This is a genomic window from Arthrobacter sp. R4-81, assembly GCF_054792365.1.
This window is the reverse complement of record NZ_CP096445.1, coordinates 4,246,362-4,270,500: the sequence shown is the minus strand read 5'-3', so window position 1 is coordinate 4,270,500 and position 24,139 is coordinate 4,246,362. Positions and strand designations below refer to the sequence as shown.

Sequence of the window (24,139 nt, the reverse complement as noted above, 5' to 3'; positions counted from 1 at the left end):
CCGTCGTCGTCGAGAAGGCGTTATTTCAGAGCATCCTGTCTCGGATTACGAGACAAGTTCACTATCATTTACTGGACAATCAAGATGCCTGACAAAAATTGTTAGGGCTAACATCGGCTGGATTAGAGTATTTATGAAGACTTTGGATCCGTCAATAGCGGTCATTGAGAACACGCTTTCGGGGGCATCCTGAAGGCCGCTAGCTGCCTCGAAGCGGGGATAGCGCCAGCGCCAGAACCACGGCAGTGGCTGCGGTAACGATCGGCGTGAGCACCCAAAAGGACAGGATTCTCAGAACCACACGGCGGTTGGTGTCCGGGAACGGCTGGTTGCTCCCTGCACCCAGGGTCGCGGTGGTCACCGTGTGGGTGGTGGAAATGGGCCAGTGGAGCCCGATGGCGCCCAGCAGCAGGATCAGTGAGCTGCAGATCTGGGCCACAAACCCACGGAGAGGGTCAATTCTCGCCATGCGGTAACCGATGGTGTGGGAGATGCGCCAACCTCCCGCGAGTGTCCCGGCGGTCAGCATTGCGGCAGTCAGCAGAGCCACCCAACCCGGCAGGGTGGTGCCGTCGGACATCCCGGAAGCCAGCAACGCGAGGAGCAGCACGGCGCTGGTGCGCTGCCCGTCTTGAAGGCCGTGCGCGAAGGCAACTGCTCCGGCAGCAACGGACTGGATCCGGCGGGAGCGGCTGTTGACCACATTTGGCGGGGTATAGCGGGCGGCCCAGGTTGCCGGCCACACCAAAAGGTAGGCGCCGGCAAACGCGATGATGGGTGAAATCAGCAGTGGCAGCACCACCTGGAACAGCATGGAGTTGTCCACCCCGCCGACGCCGGGGCCTCCCAGAACGAGGCTCGCCAGCCCTGCTCCGGCCAGCCCTCCCACCAGTGCGTGGGTGGATGAGGACGGTATGCCTCGCCGCCACGTGTAGAGGCCCCATAGGACGGCGCTGATGAGTCCTGAGAGCAGGATGGTTAGTCCGCCGTCCCCGCTGGGGACCGTCACCCAGGCGTGGCTTACGGTCAGGGCGAAGGCGGCACTCAAGGCGGCGCCAATAAAGTTGAAGAAAGCAGCGAGCAGAACCCCTACAGTGGGAGTCAGTGCCCGGGTACGGACGGCCAGCGCCACGGAGGCCGAGGCATCGCGGAAACCGTTGAGGAAGGCGAAGGTCCCGGCGAACAGGACCACCAGCGTGAAAAAGACCCCCGTCACCTCAAGATTCCTTGACGATGATGCTGCCTACCTGGGTGGCGACACGGCGCATGTCCTTGGTGACATCCACAAGCTGGGTGGCGACGTCGCGATTGCGGGCGTACTGCGCGGCCTTCATGTCCTTGAGCATGTCGGCCACCCAGACGCGGTGGGTTCGTTCAGCCCGCTTTGCCAGGCGGAGGATCTCGATCCAGTAATCCTCAAGATCGTCGAGATTATTTAGTCCCCGCATGGCCTCCACGGTGAGCTCGGCCTGCCGGCTGATGATCTCCAGCTGATCCGCAGCCCGCTTCGGCAGGCGGTCAAGCTTGTACAGGGCCACCAGCTCCGCGGCGGCGTCGAGCTTTTCGATGGCTTCATTGAGATACCGGGAGAGGGCGTACATGTCCTCACGGGGAAGCGGGTTCACGAAGCTGGTGCGCATGTGGGTCAGGAGTGCGAAGTGCAGTTCCGCTGACTTTGCCTCGTGATTATGCATGTCTTCCACAAGCCGGCCATGCTCCGCCGCTGGCGTTCCGAGGATTTCCGCCATGGTTCCGGTCGCCAGGACGATCTGGCGGGCCATCTGTGCGAGGAGGTTCAGCCCGGCGGGCTCCTGGGGGAAAAGGCGCAGTTTCACGTGGGTTTTCCGGTCTTGGGGAGGAACTGACAGGGCTGTTTATCTGGTGGTGGAACAGAGTGGCGGATGCGGACACAAAAGTGGCGCCGAACCGGATACGCCTCTCGGCGGTAGGCCGCTCTAGGCGGCTGAATGTTGAAGCCCGGGGGTTTCGCGGTTCGGCACCAGTCTCAGTGTTCTACGTTGCCCCAACCAAGTCAACATTGACAGTAAGGGCATACCGTGGCAGGTTCACAGCCCCGATATCGAGGTCCTTCAGCTAACCTGCAGCGGCCTTTGCCTTCAGTCCAGTTCGCCGAGGCGCCAGGCATTCGCGGCGTGTTCCAGGTCTTCTGCAGTCTTTACCAGCAGGTGTGAATTCCTGGTCAGTTTCGATGCATGCCCCTCGTTGCTGTGCTCGGCATTGTCCGCCAGGGTGGCCTGACCAAGGGCTACCACGCGGCAGAAGGCAGCAGAACGTTCCAGCGCGACGTCGAACTCGCCGTCGAACGCTCCCGAGAGGATGGCGTCAGCCATTTCCTTCAGTTCCTGGGCTCCCGGAGGTTCAGCGGGGCCGGCCACTACGTTTGATACTTGTGCAGTGTCCTTGCCCGCCCGGAAGTAAAGGGAGATCCTCTCCGGATCCTGAATGGTGGCCGCGCGCAGGGCATAAAGCCGCCACAATGCTCCCGGCAGGGAGCGTGCCGGGCTTTCCGCCCACATCTCGGCTATGGCTTCCAGGCCCTGTTCATCGGCCAGCTTGACCAGCCTCCGGGTGATCTGGGGGTCGTCGCTGTCCCGGCCATGCTGCACCAGCGCCTGGGCAGCGAGATGGGCCGCTTCGGAGACGCGCGCCGGATCCGCGCCGCCAGCGAACGGCTCGAAATCGATGGGAGCGAAGGGCTTCGGCTTATGGTGCCTGTTCGCTCCGCCGTAGTGGCTGGATCCCGCTTGCTCGTTCATGCCCCCCACGCTACTCCTGTGGCGTATGGGAAATCGAGCATGGCCTAAACAGGTTTCCCTTGGCAGGCAAGGGAACGGGAGTGCTGCCCGTTTCGATGGTTCCCTGCTGGCTCGACGTTCGGCCGGCGTCGTCGTTTGGGCAGGGAACCGTCGAAATGGCGCAAGAGGCAAGTACGACGGCGTGCGCCCGGTCGCGTCAAAGCAGCCACAAGTCTGGGGTACAGTGTTAACGTCCAGAAATGGAATGGGCTGATGACCGTTTTGCGGTCGTTGGTTGGGGCCTTTAGCTCAGTTGGTAGAGCATCGGACTTTTAATCCGTGGGTCGTGGGTTCGAGCCCCACAGGGCCCACTCTTTTAGCGAAGAGTGGAAAACCCCCGGCATCCTGTCAGCAGGAGGCCGGGGGTTTTTTGTCGCTTCTGTCCTGAGAGGTCATCTGAAGTGCTCGCGGATCGCGGAGACCCCCCGCCATCAACGGCGTCATCCTCTTCACCGATGGAGCCAACGACGACGCTGAGTCACTCGAACTTGATCAGCTGCTGGAGACTTTGCAGCGTGAACGGGATCCGGCGAAGCCGGTGGTGATCGTCACCATCGGCATTACCGAGGATGCTGACGCCAAAAGACTGCAGAAAATCTCTGCAGCAACGGGTGGAACAAGCTACCTGGCCCGGGCGCCCCAAGATATCCCCAGTTTTTGCTGACGCACTTCTGGCGCGGCGGAAATAGATACTGTGTAAGCAGCCGTGGGCCATATGATATGGATCAATACTCTCCCAGTGGAAAGGCCCCTACGTGGCGAACACCAACGGCCGGCGGCTGCCGCGCCTTGAGGACGTAGCGGAACTGGCTGGTGTTTCGCACCAGACAGTTTCCAGGGTGGTCAATAACCATCCCAATGTCAGCAAGGCAACCCGGGCCCGCGTGGAGGTAGCCATTTCGGAGCTCGGCTACCGCCGGAACTCCGCCGCGCGGAGCCTGGTGACCCGCCGTTCCCAGACCATTGGAGTATTGGGGAGCGAACTGTCCCAGTACGGTCCCGCCAATACCATCCTGGGCGTTGAGCAGGCGGCCCGCGACGCCGGATATTTCGTCAGCATTGCCGCCCTTAAAACGGTCAACCGGGAAACCATCTCCGACGCCCTCAGGCATTTCCAGGACCAGTCCGTCGATGGAATCGTGGTGGTGGTGCCGCACTCGGAAACACTGCACGCTTTGGACGAGATGGATCTTCGCGTTCCTGTCGTGGCTGTGGGCTCCCTCGGAAACGACAGCGTGAGCGGCGTCATGGTGGACCAGAAGCGCGGCGCAGAGCTCGCCGTCAGGCATCTCATCGACCAGGGCCACAGCCGCATCGGCCACATTTCCGGCCCGCAGGACTGGATCGACGGCGCCGCGAGGGCCGAGGGCTGGAGCCAAACACTGCGTGCGGCCGGCTTGGAGGACGACCTCATCGCGGAAGGCGACTGGAGCGCAGGCAGCGGCTACGAAATCGGCCGAAAACTGGCTGAGAAACGCTCAGCCACTGCCATCTTCGTGGGAAATGACCAGATGGCCCTCGGGCTCTTGCGTGCCTTCAGTGAGGCAGGAGTCAGCGTGCCCGGAGACGTATCCGTGGTGGGCTTTGATGACCAGCCGGAGGCAGCGTATTTTGTCCCGCCGCTGACCACCGTGCGCCAGGACTTCGAAGAACTCGGCCGCCGCTGCGTTGATGCCATGGTGGGCGAAATCGAGCAAGGGGCCGAGGTCAGCGGCGTCGTCGTTACTCCCGAACTGGTGATCCGCAAAAGCACGGCCGCTGTCGCAGCAGTGCTGCAGAGCTAGTCAGCTACCTTTCCCGCGCGCACACCTGCCCGAGGCCGTCCAACCCGCCCGAACCACCCGCGCGAATCCAGGCCAACCGGGAGCAGACGCCCTCAATCTCCTCGAATCTGAGGGAGTCACCTGCCAGTTCGCGCGGGGAATCCGACAGCTGCCGCCTCGTCGAAAGCATCCAGGCAGCGAGTCAAAGCCGCGAGTGGGTCCAGGCCATAGCTGCCGTCACCGAAAAGCTCGAATGTCATCGAGTCTGCATAGCCGTGGAGCCCCAGATGGCGCAGGACGCCTGGTAGATCCAAACTGCCATCTCCCCACGCCAGATGGCCGGCAGGCTTACCGTCCACCAGATGCACATGACGTAACCGGCCGTCGAGCAGCGCTGTGTAGTCGTTCACCTCATCTCCGGCAACTGCCATTGCGACAGTATCGAGCACTCCCCCCAATCGAGGGGACCCAACGTCGCTGATCATCTGATGCAGCTCCGCCACTGTAGTAACCAGGTTTGATTCGGTGCGTTGCAGGGGCTCCAGCACACAGTCCACTCCCAAGGAGGATGCTCGTGCGGTGATTCGTTGCAGGCTTTCGACGGACCGCCCCCATGCAACCATCCGGTCTTCGTCTTCATAGCCGCGGCCGCTGGTCAGGAAAAGCAGCGGCGACTCAAGCTCGCTGCAGATTTCAGCGGCGCGCAGGAATAGTTGCACACTGTTCTTCCGCAGCCGTGAGCCACCGGAAGCGATATTCACCGGATAAGCCACTTGCTCCGGCGTTAAACAGACGAGGGAGAGCCCGCGCTCACGAAGTTTCCGTCGCAGGGCGCCAACCTGGGACGGACCTGCGTCTGGAACATGAAGGTGCGGGGCTACGCACCATAGCTCTATTTTCTGCAGGTCCAGCTGGACCATGTCATCCAGGCAACGTTCAAGAGTATGGTGCTGATAGGAAAAGTTTGAGCCCGAAATCTGTGCTCGACTGATGCCTTGCATGCCTTGCCTTTCTTCTTCTCGCGAACGGTCCTATTTGCCCACTCCGTCGGCCAGCCCGCGGATGAAATAGCGCTGTCCCACGAAGAAGAGCAGGATCACGGGAGCGGCGGCAATGACCATCCCTGCAAATACCACCGGGTAATCCGTTCCATGCTTGGACATGAGGTTGGTAAGCCCCACCGGAAGGGTTTGCAGTGCCCCGCCGCTGGTGAAGATCATCGCGAAGAGGTACTCGTTCCAAGTGAAAAGGATGTTCAGCAGCACGGTGGAAACAATGATGGGCCGGCACATGGGGAGGATAATCTGCCAGAAAGCCCGACACTTGGACGCTCCATCCACGGCCGCTGCCTCGTCAACCTCCGCCGGCAGGTCCATCATGTAGGCCCGGATCAGGAAGGTGGTGAACGGAACGCGGAAGGCCGTGTAGAGGATGAGAAGCGCCCAAAAGCTGTTGTAGAGCCCCATAGCCTGGAACATCTTCACCAGTGGAATGAGCGCCACGGTTGGAGCGAGCATCAGCCCGGCGAGAATAAGGATGAGCACCGTACGGCTGAATGGAATGTTTACCTTCGTCAGTCCGTAGGCCGCCCACGCGCTAATGAATACAGTTGCGATAGTGGAGGCCACGGTTACCAGCACGCTGGTGGTGAGATAGTCACCCACTCCCCGGTTCCAGGCCGTCACATAGTTTTCCCACCGCCAGGCCACGGGTAGGGCGAACGGGTTTCCGAACAGCTCCGCATTGGACTTCACCCCGTTCAGCAGCATCCACAGCAAGGGGTAGATGACGACTACTGCCAAGGCCAGGAGAAAAGCCCGGACAAACACCCGGCCGAGAATCAGAAGTAGAGACGTGCGGGTTACCATTCCACCCTCCTGCGTTTGGACAAATGGAGCTGAAGTACAGCGAGCACAAGCGTGATAACAAATAGAGCCGTGGCTATCGCTGCTGCATAGCCAAAGTCGTTGCGGACAAAGCCACTCCGGTACAACCAGGTGCCCAGGACTTGGCTTGAATTGTTCGGGCCGCCGGTGGTCATCACCATGACTTCGTTGAATACCTGGAAAGACCCTGAGACGGTAACGATCATCATCAGGCTGCTCATTTCGCGGACGAGGGGCAGCGAAATGGAGAAGAAGCGCTGGATCGGGCCGACGCCATCGATCGAAGCTGCCTCATACAGCTGAGTCGGGATCCGCTGCAGTGCCACGGCGAACAGCAAGGTGCAGTATCCAAACCCTTGCCACTGGCTCATGGCGATGATCCCGTAGATCGCAGTGTTTTCCTGGCCGAGCCAGGCCTGAGTGAAGTTTCCCAGGCCCAGGTTTGTGAGCGCGGCGTTCAGGATGCCCATTTGTGGCTCGTAGATGAAGTAGAAAAGCAGTCCTGCGACGGTGAGGGATACAGCCGAGGGTACAAAATAAACCGCCCTGAGGATGCCCCGCATACGTGGGCTGCGCAGTCCTTCAATCATCGCCGCAAGAATGAGGGCTCCAAACACCTGGAAGACGATCGAGATCGCGGCATAGATAGTGTTGTTGAGGAGTGACTTCCAGAAGATCGGATCGTTGAGCATCTTCACGTAGTTGTCTGCCCCGACAAAGGTTTGGCGGCCGCTGTAGATGTCCCACTTCAGCGTACTGAAAGCCAGGTTCTGCACAAGCGGCAGGTACGCGAAGACGCACAGGAGCACGACGGCGGGAAGCACCCACATGACGCCGCGCCACCGCCGTGGAAGTACTTTCCTTACCGGTTGCCGGGCAGGAAGCCTGTTCGGTCCCGGCCGGGAGGCCGGCGATACCGGCCTCCGGGCAGTATTGGAGACTGTCATCGCACCGCCCGCTACTTGGCTGCGGTGGAGGCAGATTGGACGGAAGCGAGGACCTGCTCGGGGGTTTGAGCCCCGGTGACCAGCGCTTCTCCTCCCGCGAGCCAAGCGTCGGCGACGTCGGGAACCGTGACTGAGTCAAGCCAGATGATGGCATCCGAGGCGTCATTGACCTGCTTGATGCCGGCGATGACCGGGCGGCTGGAGTTCTGTTCCGAAACGGCTCCCTTCACTGCACTCGGCTGACCGTAGGGGGGAGAGGACAACTTCATGGCATTTTCGGTGCTCGTGGCGAATTTCATGAAGTCCGCAGCGAGGGCAGCGTTCTTGGACTTTGCATTGATGATGTAGCCCTCAGGGGAACCTTCAATGGCCTTGGTATCTCCCTTGGCGCCTTTTGCCGCGGGAAGCTTGAAAATCCCCAGACCGTCCTTCTTCAACTGCGATTCTTCAGAGGCCGTGGTGTCGAACTCCAGGATTTCCTGGTAATACATGCCCGCCTTGCCCTCGGCCAGCGCCTGCTGAGCTGTGGTGTACAGCACGCCGTTGGAGTCCTTGCCGCTTCCAGTGCACTCATTTACCAGGGTGGTGAACTGTTCCATGGCCGTTATGTAACCCTTGTCCTCAAGCTTGGCTGTCTGTGGATGGAAGTCGGCTTCCAGCACGTCCGCGGGAACCTCGTAGGCGAACAACTGCTGCAGGTAGTGCAGTCCCGGCCAGCCATCCTTGTTTCCGAACGAGATGGGCTCGTAGCCTGCGTCCTTGAGGACGGAACAGGATGAAATGAGTTCCTCGAAGGTCGACGGCGGTGTCAGGCTCAATTTGCTGAAAATCTTTTCGTTATAGCCCATGAATTTGCCGTTGTTGTAGAGAGGAACGGCAAAGTACTTGTTGTCCTTTTCAAACGCTTTCAGCGCCGACTCACCGAAGGTGTCTCCCCATTCCGTGCCTGGTGCGATTACTTCGGTCAGGTCGGCGGCCAAGCCTCCGTCGATGAAATTGTTTGCCCAGTTTCCGGCCCAGGTGAAGTAGATGTCTGGTAAGGCCTGGGATGCGGTCAGGGTCTTGGTCTTGTCCTTGATGCTCTGATCGGTCTCTTGGATCAGTTCGAAAGACACGTCCGGGTGCAGCTTCCTGTACTCCGCGGACACCTCCTCGAAGTAAGGCTCGAGGGGGTCTCCGCCAAATTTGGTGAGGATGCTCAGGGTGCCCGAATATTCCGGTTCCTTGCTTAGGTCCAGCGGCGCTGAAGCCGGCGAATCTCCGCAACCGGACAGGACCAGAGCCGCGCCCGCGAAAAGGGCTGTCCTAACGTGGGTGCTCTTACGCATTCGTTCCTACTTTCGCTAGGGTCCTGAAGCGGAAGCCGCCCCAAGAGATTGAGGGAACGAGTGGACCCCTCATTGGATCTGTGGTGACAGCGGACCACTACTTCGTTTGTGGTGCACCGTGATACCGGTACCACAGTGAATCACACATGATGAATTGGGGGAAGAGGCCAGTCCTAAAAAGTCGGTCTGCTTGATGGACCGGTCCTGCGAGCCGGGAGGTGTTACAGACAGGCAAGCCGCGGTTAGCGTGCGGGGGCAGGCCCATCAGAGGCCCGCGAGATGAGCCGTGAGGGCAGCACATGCCGTTCGAGGGAAGACGACTCGCCGTCGATGCGCAGAAGCAGCTGTTCCGCAGCCAGTGCCCCCAAGCGGCGCATCGGTTGTTCGATAGTGGTCAAAGGCGGTTCCATGACAGCAGCCCAGGCGCTGTCGTCGAATCCGATCAGGGAGATGTCTTTGGGCATCCGCAGATTACGCGCCCGTATGGCTTGAAGCGTGCCTAGAGTTGCTTCAGTCTCAGTCGTAAAGACCGCGGTGGGCGGATCGGCGAGGGCCAGCATTCCCGTCATTGCGCGGGCGGCCTGCTCTTGATTCTTCAGGACGTGGGTCACCAAGGCGGTGTCGAATGGAATCCCCGCATCCTGGAGGGCGTCGAGATATCCCCGGAGGCGTTCGCCGTCGCTCCACAAGGATCCGTCGAGGATCCGGTGCATGTGCTCCAGATCCGTCGCCGGGCTCAAGGTTGCCGGACCCCAAGCAAAAGCAATACGCCGGTGACCGTTTCTGATTAGTGACTCTACGGCGGAACGGGCCGCCTCACGGTTATCGATCACCACGGAGTCGGCATCCAGTTTGTCAACGAGGCGGTCGATCAAAACCATGGGAATCCCTCGCTGGATCGCGGCCGAAAGGTGAGTAACGTCGTCGCCTCGTCCTGCCGCGGAGGCGACGACAAGTCCGTCTACCTGTTTTGCGATAAGTACGTCAATGGCATCACGCTCAAGGGCAAGTTTTTCATCCGTGCTGAGAATGATGGCGTCGTACCCGCTGCGCTTGGCGGTTTCTGAAATGCCCCGAAGCACGCCGGAAAAGAAAGGGTTGCCGACGTCGGCCAGGACGATGCCGAGGGTCTTGGTAATACCCGTGGTCATGCTGCGAGCCAAGGTGTTGGGCCGATAACCCAGCCGCTCTGCTGCAAGCATCACCCGCGCGCGGGTGGCGTCGCTAACGGAGCCGTAGTTGCCAAGGGTGCGGGCGACGGTTGCCCTACCCACCCCGGCCGCGGCCGCCACTTCGGAGATGGTCGGAGCAGCCGTATGGTGCTGACGTTCCGACGACATCCGATGTACCCCTTCTGCGGTTGGAACGTTGCGTACGTTCCCATTTGCTGAACTGCCTGTATCAGATCCTAGTTGGTGCGCCGACCGCACGCCCGTATCCGAAGGCGCCCTCGGCATAACACTGCTCGGCCGCTACTTCAGCTGCCAGTGCCAGCGCCCGGCGCAGTGCTGGTTCCCGAGGTTGGTTGCGGCGGTTCCACCCCTCACGGAGCAGACTGACGGTAAGTCCGGTGAGGAAAGCATCCCCGCAGCCCATGGTGTCGACAAACCGGTCCGGTTCAGTGGGGGCGGCCTTTTGAAGGTAGAACTTGGCACCGTCATAGAAAAGGGCCCCCTTATTGCCGCGGGTTCCTAGTGCCAGGCAAGCTCCGGCGGCGGAAACGCGAAGGAGTTCGTCTGTGGCGTCCTGATCCGGCAAATCGCCGAGTGACAACAGGGCAAGGTCGATAAAGGGAGCGGTCTGAGCGAAGTAGGCGTCGGTGCGGTGCTCGGGTTCGGACGAGTAGTCAAAGGAGATCAGGGTCCCCGCCCTGCTCAGCTGCGGTAGTTGTGATTCTGAGGCCGAATAGACGCTGGAGTGCACGAGGTCGACGGTAGCCAAATAGCGCAGGTCGTCCGGCGACAGAACGAATGGATGACTAAGGGTGACCCCGCCGTCGTTCCACCCCAGGAAAACACGGTCACCATTCACCGCCCTGATGTCCGTGACGCCGTTCAGGCCCTCGCGCACAATGCAGCGATCCAGCTCGACCCCGCAGTCAACCAGGGCGGCACGCACAAAGTCCCCCAGCGCATCGGATCCGAAGACACCCATATATGCGGATGGCACTCCGAGCCTGCGGGCAAAGACGGCGAAGTTTGCGCAGTTTCCGCCCGGGTACATGACCTGCCGGTCAACGAAACGGTCGACGATGTTGTCACCGAAGCCCACTACTTTCATGGTGTTCCTGTCTCGACGCCGCGGGCCCGGAAGGAGAGGGCCCGCGGCAGGGATGCCCGCAGGCTGTTGGCGGCGGCGGGTGATTACTCAGTACTCGACGACGCGGTAATACCGGCGGAGTTCAAGGGAATGGTTACGGACTCGCTCGAGGTGTTTACTGATGCGTTCCGTGACTGTGTCCAGAACCAGCGGGGCGAGCAAGCCGCGGAAGCGCGGGCTGATTCCCGGAAGCGCATAGTCTTTGGTGTCCAGCAGTGTGGTGTTCTTGCTGTAATTCTCCGCGAATTTGACCACGCGCTCCATGAGTGGCCGGCTCTCATCTTCCCCAAGGAACAGGAGCAGGCTGGTGTCTTCTTCGATGAGTTCAAGCGAGCCGTGGAAGAACTCGGCCCCATGCACCCGTGTGGTGCGCAGCCATTGCATCTCTTCCAGGATGCACATGGAGTAGAGGTAGGTGAAGCCCCAAAGGTTTCCCGCTCCCACCAGGAAGTGGTAGTCGGCGTCCTTGTTCCTCTCGGCAAAACTCTCAGCGGAGGGTTCAGCCTGTCGTGCAACTTCAACCAGGAGCTCGGGGATGCTCTGGAGCTCGCTGGCGAACTCCTCATAGCCCTCAAACTCTCCGCGTGCCGAGAGGAGCCGGGTGGAGAGCAGCAACATTGGAATGTCGAACGGCCAGGTCTTCGGTTCCGTTATCAGGGCCACGTCGAGGGCCTTGGCGAATGGGCTGTCACCGAATCCAGTGAATCCGATCGTGTAAGCACCGCGAGCCCTGGCATAATCAATGGCTTCAATAACGTCCTCTGTGGTGCCCGAAACCGAGGCGAACACCGCAACTGAGCCAGGACCGAAGGCCGGGTCCTGCGTTAGCATGAGCTCCTTTCCGATGGCCGCACGCACCGGCAGGGTGGACCTGGAGCGAATCAGGTGCTCGTAGGGCAGCATTGCAGCGTAGGTCCCCCCGGCGCCGATGAGGAACAGGTTCTCAAACCCGCGTTCCTGGAGGGCGTCTGCAAGTTGCTCGATCTGGCCTTGCAAAGCCAGGGCGCTACGAGTTTGCGTGAGGAATTCCTCTTCTTTGAAACCAAGCACAGGTGGTCCTTTCGTCATCTTGGGAGTCGGCACCGATACTGGTTGGTACCGGTATCACAACTGCCCACATCGTTTCACGGGATGCGACGTGCGTCAATGGGTTGAAGATGAGGGGCCACGAAGTGGCAAGCCGATGCCCTCAGATTTGGGGCAAAGTCGGATGGTCGTAGCAACGCTCTGCTTGCCGGAGCGTTTGATGGTCAACTAGGCCGCAGAGGGTATGGGTGCGTCACACGGATGGATAGCCACAGCGGTGATCCGGGAAGTGGGAACCTCCCGGATCACCTGCGCCGCTTGGTAACCTGGGACCGCGGCGGGGTCAGCGGGTCAGGACGTCAGCTTGAAGGTGGCGGCTGCCCTTTGGCTGCTGCCGACCTTCGACACCGTCAGGACACCTTGGTTAAGGCACAGGTAGGAACCCGGGATGTCCACTGATTCGAAAGAGAAACCCGCGCTATCCGACAAGCCCTTCTGCTGAATAAAGGCGGAGGAGGCGCCGGGGGCGGATGCAATGACAAGGCTCCCACCCTCGATCCTCAGGCAGCGTCCCTTGGTCAGGACGGGTTCAATCAGGACGGAGTTCTTCTTCGCATAACCCGGGAGAATCCGGAACTGGGAGGCAGCCAGGGATGGTGTTGCGGAGGCTGTGACGGTGGTTCCGTCATGGGCAAGGTACAGCTCAGGAGCTTCGGCTGATTGCCACCGGGACGGCAGCGGGCCATCGCCGACAGGTACGCCGAACTGGGGCGAGCCGTCGGCGTTCCAGTGCAGCCGCTGCACCCGGGCATGCCGGTTGGGATCATACAAGGGGTCACCCGTAATGGCCCGGTAGGACCTGGCGTGGTAGACGATTACATCATTGCCTGACTCGTCCACAGTGAACGAATTGTGGCCGGGCCCGTACTGCTTGGTCGCATCGGAGGTGGTGAATACCGGCGTCGGCGTTTTGATCCACGACGCCGCATCAAGCAGATCTGCGTCCTCGTCCGCGGTCAGAAGGCCGATGCAATAGTTGGCATCGGTGGCGCTGGCGGAGAAGGTCAGGAAGATCCTGCCGTTCCGTTTGATGACGGCTGCGCCTTCGTTAACACGGAAGCCCCGGGTCTCCCAGTCCAACGTGGGCACGGCGATGCGGACGGGCGTGCTTGAAAGCGTAGAAGGCGAGCCCATGCTGGAGATGAAGAGGCTGGAGTTCACCCCGGCATCCGCCTGGGCCCACACCAGGTATCGTGTACCGGCGTGTTCGAAGGTGGTGGCATCCAGGGAGAAGGTGTCGGCATGGGTGAAGACGCGGACAGGCGGTTCCCAGACTGCGGTGGCCGGATCTGCCGAGTCCGTCGAGATCACGTAAATCCGTACGCGGAACACGTCGGTGCTGTCACCGGCCGCGAAGTAGATATGCCATTTGCCGTCGAAGTGATGCAGTTCAGGAGCCCAGATATGGCCGCCCATGGTTCCCGAGGGCGGCCTCTTCCAGACCACTGCCTCGGAGGCGCTGCCAAGTCCGGAGATGGTGGAGGAGGACCGGATGATGATGCGGTCATACTCGGGAACTGATCCGGTGAAGTAGTACCTGTTGTCCGTATGTTTCATGAGCCATGGGTCAGCACGCTGATTGACGATGGGGTTGATCACCGGTTGTGGTCCGGTGGCGGCATGGGCGGAGGGCCGTGGAACAGGCCATCGGCCGTTGTGCCTCCGGCGAGGAGCAGGCTGGCAGCTGCGGCTGATCCGGTACCCAGGAAGGAACGGCGGGAAAAGGAGGATGGAGGCAAAGCAGTCATTGCAGAGGTGTCCTTTCGTTTGTGCCTTGGCATGGCTTGGGCCCCGCAGAAAGCAGGGCCCAAGTCACACGTGAGTTCAGGAGGTGAGGCTGTAAAGCTGTCCTATCTAGGCTGTTCGTCTTGTGAAGAGCCTCTGCAGCAGGATGAAGACCAGGAGCAATCCGCCAATGACGATCTTGGTCCACCAGGAGCTGAGCGTTCCGTCGTAGGCAATGAAGGTCTGGACGATGCCCAGAACGAGGACACCCACCACCGAACCCAGCACGTAGCCCACACCGCCGGTCAGCAGGGTTCCGCCGATGACGACGGCAGCGATGGCATCCAGCTCCATGCCTTGTGCCGCCAGGCTGTACCCGGAAAGGCTGTAGAAGGAGAACAGAATTCCGGCTACGGCAGAGCAAAGGCCGCTGACGCAGTAAACGAGGATCTTGGTGCTCTTGACTGCGAGGCCCATGAGCATGGCGGAGTTCTCGTTGCCGCCAATGGCATAGACGGTCCGGCCGAAGCGCGTGTGGTGCAGGATGAAGAACGCGAGCCCGACGACGACGAGAGCGATCAATACGCCGGGAGAGATGAACAGTTCCTCCGAGAGCGGGATTCTGGCTTGGGCCATTTCGGTGAAGAAGGGATCCGTGACGGGAATTGATTCCAGGCTGATCACGTAGCAAAGCCCGCGCGCCAGGAACATGCCTGCCAGGGTCACGATGAAGGGCTGGATGTCGAAATACTGGATGACCATGCCCATGAGCAGGCCCAGTCCTCCTCCGATCACCAGCACGGCGAGGATCACTATCGCGGGGTTCCAGCCGTTCTGAAGCATGGTGGCTGTAACCATCATGGAAAGCGCGACGACGGCGCCCACGGAGAGGTCAATTCCGCCGGTGAGGATAACGAAGGTCATGCCGACGGCAAGCACGATCAGGAACGTGTTGTCGATGAAGAGGTTCAGCAGGACCTGGCCGGACAGGAAGCTCGGGTACATTCCGGCGCCGACAACAAACATCAGGATGAAGAGGACAAGGGTAGCGAGGGTGGGGGCGTAGCGGGCGCCGCCACGGAGGCGGCTCCCGACGGACGAGGTTTTTTTGACGGTGGGCGGGGCCACTGTGGAGAGGGGAGACATTAGACTGCGACCTTTTCCTTAGTGCGGAGCGGGCTTGCGGGCTTGAGGTTCCTCAGGAGGTTCCGGGCCTTGGGCGCCTGCAACAGGCAGACGGTGAGGACCACCAGGGCTTTGAACACCAGAGTGACCTCCGGCGGAATGCCAAGGGTGTAAACGGTGGTGGTGAGGGTCTGGATGATGAATGCTCCCACCACTGTTCCCACGAGGCTGTAGCGGCCGCCGGCAAGGGAGGTGCCGCCGATGACGACGGCGAGAATCGCGTCCATCTCGATGTAGAGGCCGGCGTTGTTGGCATCCGCTGCAGTGACATTGGAACTGATCATGAGTCCGGCGATGGCTGCACAGAATGCGCTGAAAATGTAGACGATCCAGATGATGTTGCGGGCGCGGAGGCCTGCCAGCCGGCTGGCAACCGGGTTGATTCCCACTGCCTCGATCAGCGTGCCCAGAGCGGTCCTGCGGGTCAGGACAGCGGCCAGGACGAACACGACGGCGGTGATGAGGATCGAGATGGGGAGGGTGAAGAGGTAGCCTGCGCCGATAGCCTTGTAGCTGTCGTTGGTCACGGAAACGATCTGTCCGTCCGTGATGAGCTGGGCGATGCCGCGCCCGGCGGTCATGAGCACCAGCGTGGCAATGATGGGCTGGATTCCGATAGTCGAGACCAGGAAGCCGTTCCAAACTCCAAGGACGAGGCCGGCCACAACAGCAATGAGCACAGCCATGGCTGCAGTTACCGGTGAAGCGGGTTCAGGAGAAGCCGCAATGTAGGCACATGAAGCGGCGCCGGCGATCGCCACCACTGCGCCGACGGAAAGGTCGATGCCACGTGAAGCAATGACCAACGTCATGCCGAGCGCGATGAGGATGGTGGGAGCGCCGTTGCGCATGATGTCGATGAGGCTCCCGTAGAGGTGGCCGTCCTGCATACGGAGGCTGAGGAAGTCTGCACGGAAGATCTGGTTTACTGCCAGCAGGGCGACCAGGGCTATGACTGGCCAGGCCAGCCGATTTTTCAGAATTGATTTCATTGTGCGCCTCCGGCGATGACTGTCAGGACGTCCTCGACGGAAACGTCGTCGTTACTAATGTCCGCGACCATGGCACGGTCCTTGATGATGGCGATGCGGTCGCTGAGCCGGAGCACTTCCTCAAGTTCAGAGGAGATAAACAGGATGGACATCCCCTCGGACGCCAACCGGTTGACCAGCTTCTGGATCTGGGTCTTTGCGCCGATGTCGATGCCGCGGGTCGGTTCGTCCAGGATCAGCAGATCCGGGGACGTCACCATCCAGCGCGCAAGCAGGACTTTCTGCTGGTTGCCACCACTGAGATTGCGGATCAGGGCCTCGGGGTTTGCCGGACGGATGTCGAGGGCCTGGATGAATTCGGCAACAAGTTCGTCCTGTACGCGGCGGGGGATCCGGCGGGCCCAGCCTTTGGTGGCCTGCATCGCGAGCACAAGGTTGTCCCGGACTGTGAGGTCGCCGATCAGGCCTTCCTCTTTTCGGTCTTCCGAGCAGAAACCAATGCCGTGGTCGATAGCGGTGCGGGGGCTGCGCATTTTCAGCGGCTGCCCCTTGATCTTGAGGGAGCCTTCGTCGGCCTTGTCAGCGCCGAAGAGCAGCCGGGCAGTTTCCGTGCGCCCTGCTCCGAGCAGCCCGGCCAGTCCCACAACCTCGCCCGGGTAGATGGAGAGGTTTACGTTGGAGACCGAGCCTTTTCTTCCGAGCCCGGCGGTTTCCATGAAGGGCTGGGCAGTAGCTGCCAGCCTGGCCTGGGATCGGGTGGAAGCCTGGTCGAGTTCCTCGAGGACCTCAAGGTCCTTGCCGATCATCTTCGAAATGAGGTTCATACGGGAAAGGTCGCGGGTCATGTACTCACCCACGAGCTTGCCGTTGCGCAGGACGGTCATGCGGTCCGAGAGCTCGTACACCTGCTCCAGGAAGTGCGATACGAACAGGATGGCAACCCCGCGGTCGCGCAGGTCACGGATCACGCGGAAGAGCTGGTTCACTTCGTCCGCGTCAAGGCTCGACGTCGGCTCGTCCAGGATCAGGACCTTCGCGTTGACTTCCACGGAGCGGGCGATCGCTATCAGTTGCTGGACGGCGATGGAATGTTCTGAAAGCAGGGAACCGGGTTCCACGTGCTCCAGGTGCAACTGGGCAAGGACCTCCCGGGTCCGCGCCCGCACTGCCCGCCAGTCGATCGATCCGCGACGCCGGGGCTCGCGGCCCAGCATCACGTTCTCTTCGACGGTGAGGTTGGTGCAGAGATTAACTTCCTGATAGACGGTGCTGACGCCGGCCGCCTGGGATTCCGCGGGAGTGGAGAAGTGTTCTTGCTGGCCGAGGACAGTGATGCGGCCAGAATCGATGGTGTAGACGCCTGTCAGCGCCTTAATAAGGGTGGATTTGCCCGCCCCGTTTTCGCCCATGAGGGCGTGTACTTCGCCTTGGAAGAGACGGAAGCTTACGTCGTCAAGGGCCTTGACCCCCGGGAATCCGATGGCAATGTCGGTCATCTCGACGACCGGAACGAGTTCGTTCATCCTATGTATCTTTTCTGTGTTGATCCGTGCGGTGGCGGATTGATCCGTGCGGCGGCAGTGTCATGTACTGCCGCCGCACGGACGATCAGGTGAGCGGGGGCTCAGTACTGACGGGTAGGCAGGGCCTTGATGGCCTGTTCCTGGGTGAAGGTGGTTTCTTCGGTGACGACGCGCTCGGGGACTGTTTCGCCGGCGAGGACCTTCTTGGCGAGGTCCATGAGCTGGGTGCCCAGCAGGGGGCTGCACTCGACGATGTAGTTGATCTTGCCCTGGCTCAGGGCGGTCATGCCGTCCTTGACGGCGTCGATGGTGATGATCTTGATGTCCTTGCCCGGGACCTTGCCGGCGGCTTCGATGGCTTCGATCGCGCCGAGGCCTTCGTCGTCGTTGTGGGCGAAGACGACGTCGATGTCGGGGTTGTTCTTCAGGAACGCCTCCATGACCTGCTTGCCGCCGCTGCGGGTGAAGTCACCGCTCTGGGAGGCGATGATCTTCAGCTTCGGGTCCGCCTTGATGGCCTCTTCGAAGCCTTCCTTGCGGTCGTTTGCCGGGGCGGAACCGGTGGTGCCCTGGATTTCGACGATGTTCACGGTGTCTGTGGCAGCCTTGGACTCAGCAACGAGCCACTCGCCGGCCTTCTTGCCTTCGAGGACGAAGTCCGAGCCCAGGAAGGTCTTGTACAGGGACTTGTCGGCCGAGTCCACGGCGCGGTCCGTGAGGATCACGGGGATCTTCGCGTCCTTGGCTTCCTTCAGGACGGTGTCCCAGCCGGATTCAACCACGGGGGAGAAGGCGATGACGTCGACCTTCTGCTGGATGTAGGAGCGGATCGCCTTGATCTGGTTTTCCTGCTTCTGCTGGGCGTCGGAGAACTTCAGGTCGATGCCGGCTTCCTTGGCGGATTCCTGAACGGACTTGGTGTTGGCGCTGCGCCAGCCGCTTTCCGCGCCGACCTGGGCGAAGCCCATCACGATCTTCTTCTCAGCGCCTCCGGTGCTCGAAGCGGCCTGGCCGCCACCTCCGCAGGCAGTAAGGGCAATAGCTGACGCGGCCAAAACGGCTACTAGAGATTTCTTAAACACAACATCCTCCCGGAAGCGTTAGTTACATGCAGGCGGGAGACCCCAACACCGCCATTGCTGTGAGCTGCTTGCTCTGCCAGCCAGTGTGAACGCTAACAACAAGGTGCGTCAAGTAGTGAAGATCACAATTGGGACACTGCCGGTTTATGACGCAGGCGGGCGGCCAGGTAGCCGGAGGCCCCCTTTACTTTTGACCGGAGCCTGAACAATACTTTCAACAGCCTCCGCCTTGTTAGCGTTCACATGGATGCCGGACGGCAAACCATTCAATGGAGAAAGGGCTCTCACCTCCGATGCAAAGCACAGTTCGTCCGAGTCCCGTAAAGAGGGCTTGCACCATGGCCCTTGCGGGATCGCTCGCGGCAGCCACCCTCACTCTCGCACCGGCGCCTGGCGCCCACGCTGAAACCACTAATCGCACCATTACAGTCCATGCAGACCAAGCGGGTCCTGACATAGCTCCAACAATGTACGGGGCCTTCTATGAGGACATCAACCAGGGTGCGGACGGGGGCATTTACGCCGAACTCGTGCAGAACAGGTCCTTCGAATTCAATTCAACGGACAATCGCGCCTATACCCCACTCAGTGCCTGGGAGGTCCTCCAGCGGGGAAGCGCCGGTACGGCCACTGTCCAGAACGATGACTATCGCCTCAATGAGAACAACCGGAACTACCTGTTGGTCGAGGCGGCTACCGCAGCCGCGGGCGCAGGTGCCGGCGTCGGGGTCCGTAACAGCGGTTGGAATGGCGGGCACCGGCTGGAGGCCCGCCAGAAGTACGAGTACTCCGTGTGGGCCAGAACCTCCAATCCGGCCGGTTCCACCCTCGCCGTCGCACTGGAAACTCCGGAAGGCGCCCGGCTCGACCTCACCAGCATCAAGGTCAGGGGCGATGCCTGGAAAAAATACAACGTGACCCTTTCGCCTAAGTCCACGACGGCGTCGGGACGGCTTTCCACCGTTGTCCAAGGAACCGGCACGGTACGGCTGGACATGATTTCGCTGATGCCCCAGGAGACCTGGAACGGCCATGGGCTGCGTAAGGATCTGGCCGAAAAGATTGCTGAGCTCAACCCGGGGTTCCTGCGGTTTCCCGGTGGCTGCATCGTCAACACCGGCAGTTACGACTCCTGCTCTGCGCCCAACTACACCCGGTCCCGCACTTACCAGTGGAAGGAAACCATTGGTCCTGTTGAGCAGCGTCCCGCCAACAGGAACTTTTGGGGCTACAACCAGACCTACGGGCTCGGCTACATGGAGTATTTCCAGTGGGCTGAGGACCTCAAGGCCGTCCCCGTTCCGGTGGTGCCTGTGGGTGTCACGGGTTGCGGCGACAACCGTGCCGTACCTGACCAGGCAACCCTGGACAAGTACATCCAGGACACCCTGGACCTGATCGAATTCGCGAATGGAGACGCCAGTACCGAATGGGGTGCCAAGCGCATTGCCTACGGCCACCCGGCCCCCTACAACCTGGACCGCATCAGCCTGGGCAATGAGGAGTACAAGCCTGAGTTCAAGGCGTACTTCACCCAGTTCCAGGATGCCGTTGAGGCCGCGTATCCCGATATCAAGGTCATTGGCAACACGGGCCCGGACGATCAAGGCGCCAACTTCGATGACCTCTCCAAGTTCAACGCCGACCGTAAGGTCGACTTCGTCGACGAGCACTACTACAACTCGCCCGACTGGTTCCTGACCAACAACCACCGCTACGACTCCTACGACCGTGACAGCTACAAGGTCTTCCTGGGCGAGTTCGCGTCACTGGCCAACAAGCCTGAGAACGCGTTGGCCGAGGCGTCCTTCATGACCGGCCTCGAACGGAACGCCGACGTTGTCAGGATGGCGTCCTACGCCCCGTTGATTGCCAATGAGGCCAACGTCCAATGGAGTCCGGACCTCATATTCTTCAACGGCACCTCCATCAGGACCACGCCCAACTTCGAAGTGCAAAAGCTCTTTATGAACAACGTCGGAAGCAACGTTGTGCCCAGTTCCCAGAACAACCCGCCAAGCCTGGCGGCACCCATCACCGGGCAGATCGGGCTTTCTACATGGGCCACCGCGGCAAAGTACGACGACGTTACGGTCACCGGCGCGGACGGCAGCCAGCTGTTTGCTGACGACTTCTCCGGCACCGCCTCGGCGTGGACAGGCAACGGTGTGGGAAGCTGGTCAGTCCAGGACGGCGCTTACGTCCAGTCGAGCACCACAGCACTGAACACCATGGTCACCGCTGGAAACCCGGCGTGGAGCAATTACACGCTCAACACCAAGGCCACCAAGACGGCCGGCGCCGAAGGATTCCTCATCGCTTTCGGAGTGAAGGACACCGGAAACTACTACTGGTGGAACCTCGGCGGCTGGAACAACAGCAAATCCGTGGTGGAGAAGGCTGTCAACGGGGCAAAGAGCACCCTGATCGAGACGGGCACCACCATTGAGACCGGCCGCCAGTACGACATCCGGATTGAAGTCACCGGACCGACGGCCAAGCTGTACCTCGACGATGTCCTCTGGGGAACGATCGATGAGACTCCCGTGGATCCCATCTACTCCGTCGCCACCAAGGATGCCGAAACGGGGGACACAATCGTCAAGGTGGTCAACACCTCGGGTGAGGCTGCCGCCGTCGACATCAAAGTCGCCGGAACGGCAAATATCAGCTCCAGCGCAGCGGTGACCACCTTGACCACTACGAGTGATGGCCAAAACCTGGTTCCGGCAACCAGTGTGTTCACAGGATCAGGCACTGATTTCACATACAACTTCCAACCGAAATCCGTGACATTCATCCGGCTTGCGCCAGCTGACGGACAAAAAGCCAAGTAAGGCCCAGGTGATACCCAGCCGGTTCCGACGGCTGGGTATCACCTTTGCGTAAGCGGTATCAGCGTCTTGACGTTGCCCGTGTTAGCGTTCACAATTGGTACTAACCATCAATTTCCAACGAAGGCAAAAGAGGTCGTTGCCTCTTCCCTGGAGGCAGATATGCAGAACGAAAACTCTCCCGCTCCCCACGGTTCCGTGGCTGAGCAATACGTCATCGGCGTTGACTACGGCACGCTCTCCGGCCGCGCCGTGGTCGTCCGCGTTGCCGATGGCAAGGAACTGGGCAGTGGTGTATTTGATTACCCGCATGCTGTGGTCACGGAGGCGCTGCCTGCCGATGTGGCGGGCGACGGCGGCGTGCGGCTTCCCGCTGACTGGGCCCTTCAGGTCCCGAATGACTACCGCGATGTGCTCCGCAACGCAGTTCCCGCCGCTATTGCCGACGCCGGAATCGATCCCGCCGCAGTCATCGGTATCGCCACCGACTTCACGGCTTGCACCATGGTCCCCGTCAAGGCTGACGGCACCCCGCTGAACGAACTGCCCGAGTTCGCCAACCGCCCGCACGCCTACGTAAAACTCTGGCGCCACCACGCCGCCCAACCCCAGGCCGACCGCATCAACACCCTCGCCGCTGAACTGGGTGAAAGCTGGCTGCCCCGTTACGGCGGCCTCATTTCCTCAGAGTGGGAATTCGCAAAGGGCCTGCAGCTTCTGGAAGAGGATCCGCAGGCATATGAAGCAATGGATCACTGGGTAGAAGCAGCCGACTGGATTGTGTGGCAGCTGAGCGGGAACTATGTCCGCAACGCCTGCACCGCCGGCTACAAGGGCATCTACCAGGACGGCCGCTACCCCTCCGCGGACTTCCTTACCGCGTTGAACCCTGCTTTCGAGACCTTCGTCAGCGACAAACTCGAGCACACCATCGGCCGCCTCGGCGACGCCGCCGGCTACCTCACTGCCGAGGTTGCGGCGTGGACCGGATTGCCGGAGGGCATCGCCGTCGCCGTCGGAAACGTTGACGCGCACGTGACGGCACCGGCCGCGAAGGCCGTTGAGTCCGGCCAGCTGGTGGCCATCATGGGAACCTCCACCTGCCATGTCATGAACGGAACGGAGCTGCATGAGGTTCCGGGCATGTGCGGCGTGGTGGACGGCGGGATCGTCGACGGCCTTTGGGGCTATGAGGCGGGCCAGTCCGGCGTGGGCGATATCTTCGGCTGGTTCACCAAGAACGGTGTTCCCCCGGCGTACCATGAGGCAGCAGCCGCCGCGGGTCTGGGCATCCATGAGTACCTGACCGAACTGGCCTCCCGCCAGGCCATCGGCGAGCACGGCCTTATTGCCCTGGACTGGCACAGCGGTAACCGCTCGGTGCTGGTGGACCACGAACTCTCGGGCGTGGTGGTTGGCCAGACCCTTGCCACCAAGCCGGAGGACACGTACCGTGCCCTGTTGGAGGCTACGGCCTTTGGCACCCGCACCATCGTGGATGCGTTCCGCGATTCAGGAGTTCCGGTCAAGGAATTCATCGTGGCCGGCGGGCTGCTGAAGAACAAGCTCCTGATGCAGATCTATGCGGATGCCACCGGGCTGCAGCTCTCCACCATCGGTTCCACCCAGGGACCTGCCCTTGGATCGGCCATCCACGCCGCTGTGGCAGCCGGCGCTTATCCGGACATCCGGGAGGCAGCGGCCGCCATGGGGTCCGAGCCCGGAGAAGTCTATGTGCCCATCCCCGAGAACGTGGCGGCCTACGAAGCCCTGTTCCAGGAATACCGCACCCTGCACGACTACTTCGGCCGCGGCGCAAACGACGTGATGCACCGGCTCAAGGCAATCCAGCGGGCAGCCAAACCCGGCCTGGGCGGTCCCTCCACTGAAGCAAGCGAATCCGACGCAGCCGAGCGGGATGAGAAGGTGAACGCATGAGTACCCTCCTGGAAACTATCGGCCGGCTCCGCGCCGAGGTCTGTGCCCTGCATGCGGAGCTGACCCGGTATGAACTGGTGGTGTGGACCGCAGGCAACGTTTCGGCGCGAGTCCCGGGCCATGACCTGATGGTCATCAAACCCTCCGGTGTCTCCTACGATGATCTGACCCCCGAATCCATGGTGGTCACGGATCTGTTTGGGGCCCCCGTGAACGGTGACCCGGCGGAAGGCGAGTGGGGCAACCCGGCCCTCGCGCCGTCGTCGGACACTGCCGCGCATGCATACGTCTACCGGCACATGCCCGAAGTAGGGGGCGTGGTGCACACCCACTCCACCTACGCCACGGCCTGGGCCGCGCGGGGTGAGGCAATCCCCTGCGTCCTGACGATGATGAGTGACGAGTTCGGTGGTTCCATCCCCGTGGGACCGTTCGCTCTCATCGGTGACGATTCCATCGGCCAAGGCATTGTGGACACCCTCAAGGACTCCCATTCCCCGGCGGTCCTCATGCAGAACCACGGGCCTTTCACCATCGGCAAGGACGCCAAATCCGCCGTCAAAGCGGCTGTCATGTGCGAAGAAGTGGCACGCACCGTCCATATTTCCCGGCAGCTGGGCGAACCGCTGCCCATCGATGAAGCAGCCATCGAATCCCTCTACGCCCGCTACCAGAACGTTTACGGCCAGTAGGCCCCCACTTTTTCAGGAGACAT

General features: G+C 61.1%; 21 protein-coding genes and 1 tRNA gene. 6 read left to right on the top strand and 16 right to left on the bottom strand.

What is annotated here, in order from left to right; translation table 11 throughout:
- Positions 1-199: 199 nt before the first annotated feature.
- The 3 genes from M1E05_RS19750 to M1E05_RS19740 all read right to left on the bottom strand — a co-directional run bounded on the left by M1E05_RS19750 (position 200) and on the right by M1E05_RS19740 (position 2,777).
- A complete protein-coding gene (locus M1E05_RS19750; protein WP_458112907.1) occupies positions 200-1,216 on the bottom strand; it encodes an inorganic phosphate transporter in 1,017 nt (338 codons plus the stop codon).
- Between the two features lies 1 nt (position 1,217).
- Entirely contained in the window at positions 1,218-1,835 is a 618-nt protein-coding gene (locus M1E05_RS19745) for a DUF47 domain-containing protein (protein ID WP_458112908.1), read from the bottom strand.
- 282 nt (positions 1,836-2,117) lie between these two features.
- Positions 2,118-2,777 carry a hypothetical protein gene (locus M1E05_RS19740; protein ID WP_461163971.1) on the bottom strand — a complete coding sequence of 220 codons (660 nt, stop codon included), beginning with the start codon at positions 2,775-2,777 and terminating at the stop codon, positions 2,118-2,120.
- A 277-nt stretch (positions 2,778-3,054) separates the two neighbouring features.
- Between M1E05_RS19740 and M1E05_RS19735 the strand changes: the two genes are divergently transcribed.
- The 3 genes from M1E05_RS19735 to M1E05_RS19725 all read left to right on the top strand — a co-directional run bounded on the left by M1E05_RS19735 (position 3,055) and on the right by M1E05_RS19725 (position 4,600).
- Positions 3,055-3,127: transfer RNA gene (locus tag M1E05_RS19735), tRNA-Lys, on the top strand.
- Positions 3,128-3,246: 119 nt separating this feature from the next.
- The gene (locus M1E05_RS19730; RefSeq protein WP_461165298.1) at positions 3,247-3,480 is read left to right on the top strand and encodes a hypothetical protein; all 234 of its coding nucleotides are present in this window, start codon (positions 3,247-3,249) and stop codon (positions 3,478-3,480) included.
- Between the two features lie 91 nt (positions 3,481-3,571).
- A complete protein-coding gene (locus M1E05_RS19725) occupies positions 3,572-4,600 on the top strand; it encodes a LacI family DNA-binding transcriptional regulator (protein WP_458112911.1) in 1,029 nt (342 codons plus the stop codon).
- A gap of 116 nt (positions 4,601-4,716) precedes the next feature.
- Here M1E05_RS19725 and M1E05_RS19720 read toward each other — a convergent pair whose 3' ends face one another.
- From M1E05_RS19720 to M1E05_RS19660, 13 genes are all read right to left on the bottom strand, one after another.
- Positions 4,717-5,499, bottom strand: coding sequence for a sugar phosphate isomerase/epimerase family protein (locus tag M1E05_RS19720; protein ID WP_461163970.1), 783 nt, complete (start codon positions 5,497-5,499; stop codon positions 4,717-4,719).
- Between the two features lie 111 nt (positions 5,500-5,610).
- The gene (locus M1E05_RS19715; RefSeq protein ID WP_461163969.1) at positions 5,611-6,447 is read right to left on the bottom strand and encodes a carbohydrate ABC transporter permease; all 837 of its coding nucleotides are present in this window, start codon (positions 6,445-6,447) and stop codon (positions 5,611-5,613) included.
- A complete protein-coding gene (locus M1E05_RS19710; protein ID WP_458112914.1) occupies positions 6,441-7,412 on the bottom strand; it encodes a carbohydrate ABC transporter permease in 972 nt (323 codons plus the stop codon). Before M1E05_RS19710 ends, M1E05_RS19715 begins: the two co-directional genes overlap by 7 nt.
- An 11-nt stretch (positions 7,413-7,423) precedes the next feature.
- Positions 7,424-8,740: an ABC transporter substrate-binding protein gene (locus tag M1E05_RS19705; RefSeq protein WP_458112915.1), complete on the bottom strand. Its 1,317-nt coding sequence runs from the start codon at positions 8,738-8,740 to the stop codon at positions 7,424-7,426.
- Between the two features lie 242 nt (positions 8,741-8,982).
- Positions 8,983-10,080, bottom strand: a complete 1,098-nt coding sequence (locus M1E05_RS19700; protein WP_458112916.1) for a LacI family DNA-binding transcriptional regulator — start codon at positions 10,078-10,080, stop codon at positions 8,983-8,985.
- A 61-nt stretch (positions 10,081-10,141) separates the two neighbouring features.
- A complete protein-coding gene (locus M1E05_RS19695) occupies positions 10,142-11,020 on the bottom strand; it encodes a PfkB family carbohydrate kinase (RefSeq protein ID WP_461163968.1) in 879 nt (292 codons plus the stop codon).
- Positions 11,021-11,107: 87 nt separating this feature from the next.
- The gene (locus M1E05_RS19690; protein WP_461163967.1) at positions 11,108-12,127 is read right to left on the bottom strand and encodes an SIS domain-containing protein; all 1,020 of its coding nucleotides are present in this window, start codon (positions 12,125-12,127) and stop codon (positions 11,108-11,110) included.
- Between the two features lie 309 nt (positions 12,128-12,436).
- Entirely contained in the window at positions 12,437-13,702 is a 1,266-nt protein-coding gene (locus tag M1E05_RS19685) for a family 43 glycosylhydrolase (protein ID WP_461163966.1), read from the bottom strand.
- 38 nt (positions 13,703-13,740) lie between these two features.
- Entirely contained in the window at positions 13,741-13,893 is a 153-nt protein-coding gene (locus M1E05_RS19680; protein WP_461163965.1) for a hypothetical protein, read from the bottom strand.
- 106 nt (positions 13,894-13,999) lie between these two features.
- Entirely contained in the window at positions 14,000-15,016 is a 1,017-nt protein-coding gene (yjfF, locus tag M1E05_RS19675; RefSeq protein ID WP_458112920.1) for a galactofuranose ABC transporter, permease protein YjfF, read from the bottom strand.
- On the bottom strand, positions 15,016-16,047 hold the full coding sequence (locus M1E05_RS19670; protein ID WP_461163964.1) for an ABC transporter permease: 1,032 nt from the start codon (positions 16,045-16,047) through the stop codon (positions 15,016-15,018). Before M1E05_RS19670 ends, yjfF begins: the two co-directional genes overlap by 1 nt.
- Positions 16,044-17,570, bottom strand: coding sequence for a sugar ABC transporter ATP-binding protein (locus tag M1E05_RS19665; protein ID WP_461163963.1), 1,527 nt, complete (start codon positions 17,568-17,570; stop codon positions 16,044-16,046). The genes M1E05_RS19670 and M1E05_RS19665 overlap by 4 nt, the downstream gene beginning before the upstream one ends.
- Before the next feature lie 101 nt (positions 17,571-17,671).
- A complete protein-coding gene (locus M1E05_RS19660) occupies positions 17,672-18,652 on the bottom strand; it encodes an ABC transporter substrate-binding protein (RefSeq protein ID WP_458112923.1) in 981 nt (326 codons plus the stop codon).
- 338 nt (positions 18,653-18,990) lie between these two features.
- Between M1E05_RS19660 and M1E05_RS19655 the strand changes: the two genes are divergently transcribed.
- The 3 genes from M1E05_RS19655 to M1E05_RS19645 all read left to right on the top strand — a co-directional run bounded on the left by M1E05_RS19655 (position 18,991) and on the right by M1E05_RS19645 (position 24,116).
- Positions 18,991-21,489: an alpha-L-arabinofuranosidase C-terminal domain-containing protein gene (locus tag M1E05_RS19655; RefSeq protein WP_461163962.1), complete on the top strand. Its 2,499-nt coding sequence runs from the start codon at positions 18,991-18,993 to the stop codon at positions 21,487-21,489.
- Positions 21,490-21,648: 159 nt separating this feature from the next.
- A complete protein-coding gene (gene araB, locus M1E05_RS19650) occupies positions 21,649-23,424 on the top strand; it encodes a ribulokinase (protein WP_461163961.1) in 1,776 nt (591 codons plus the stop codon).
- A complete protein-coding gene (locus M1E05_RS19645; protein WP_458112926.1) occupies positions 23,421-24,116 on the top strand; it encodes an L-ribulose-5-phosphate 4-epimerase in 696 nt (231 codons plus the stop codon). Before araB ends, M1E05_RS19645 begins: the two co-directional genes overlap by 4 nt.
- The last annotated feature ends 23 nt before the right edge of the window (positions 24,117-24,139 follow it).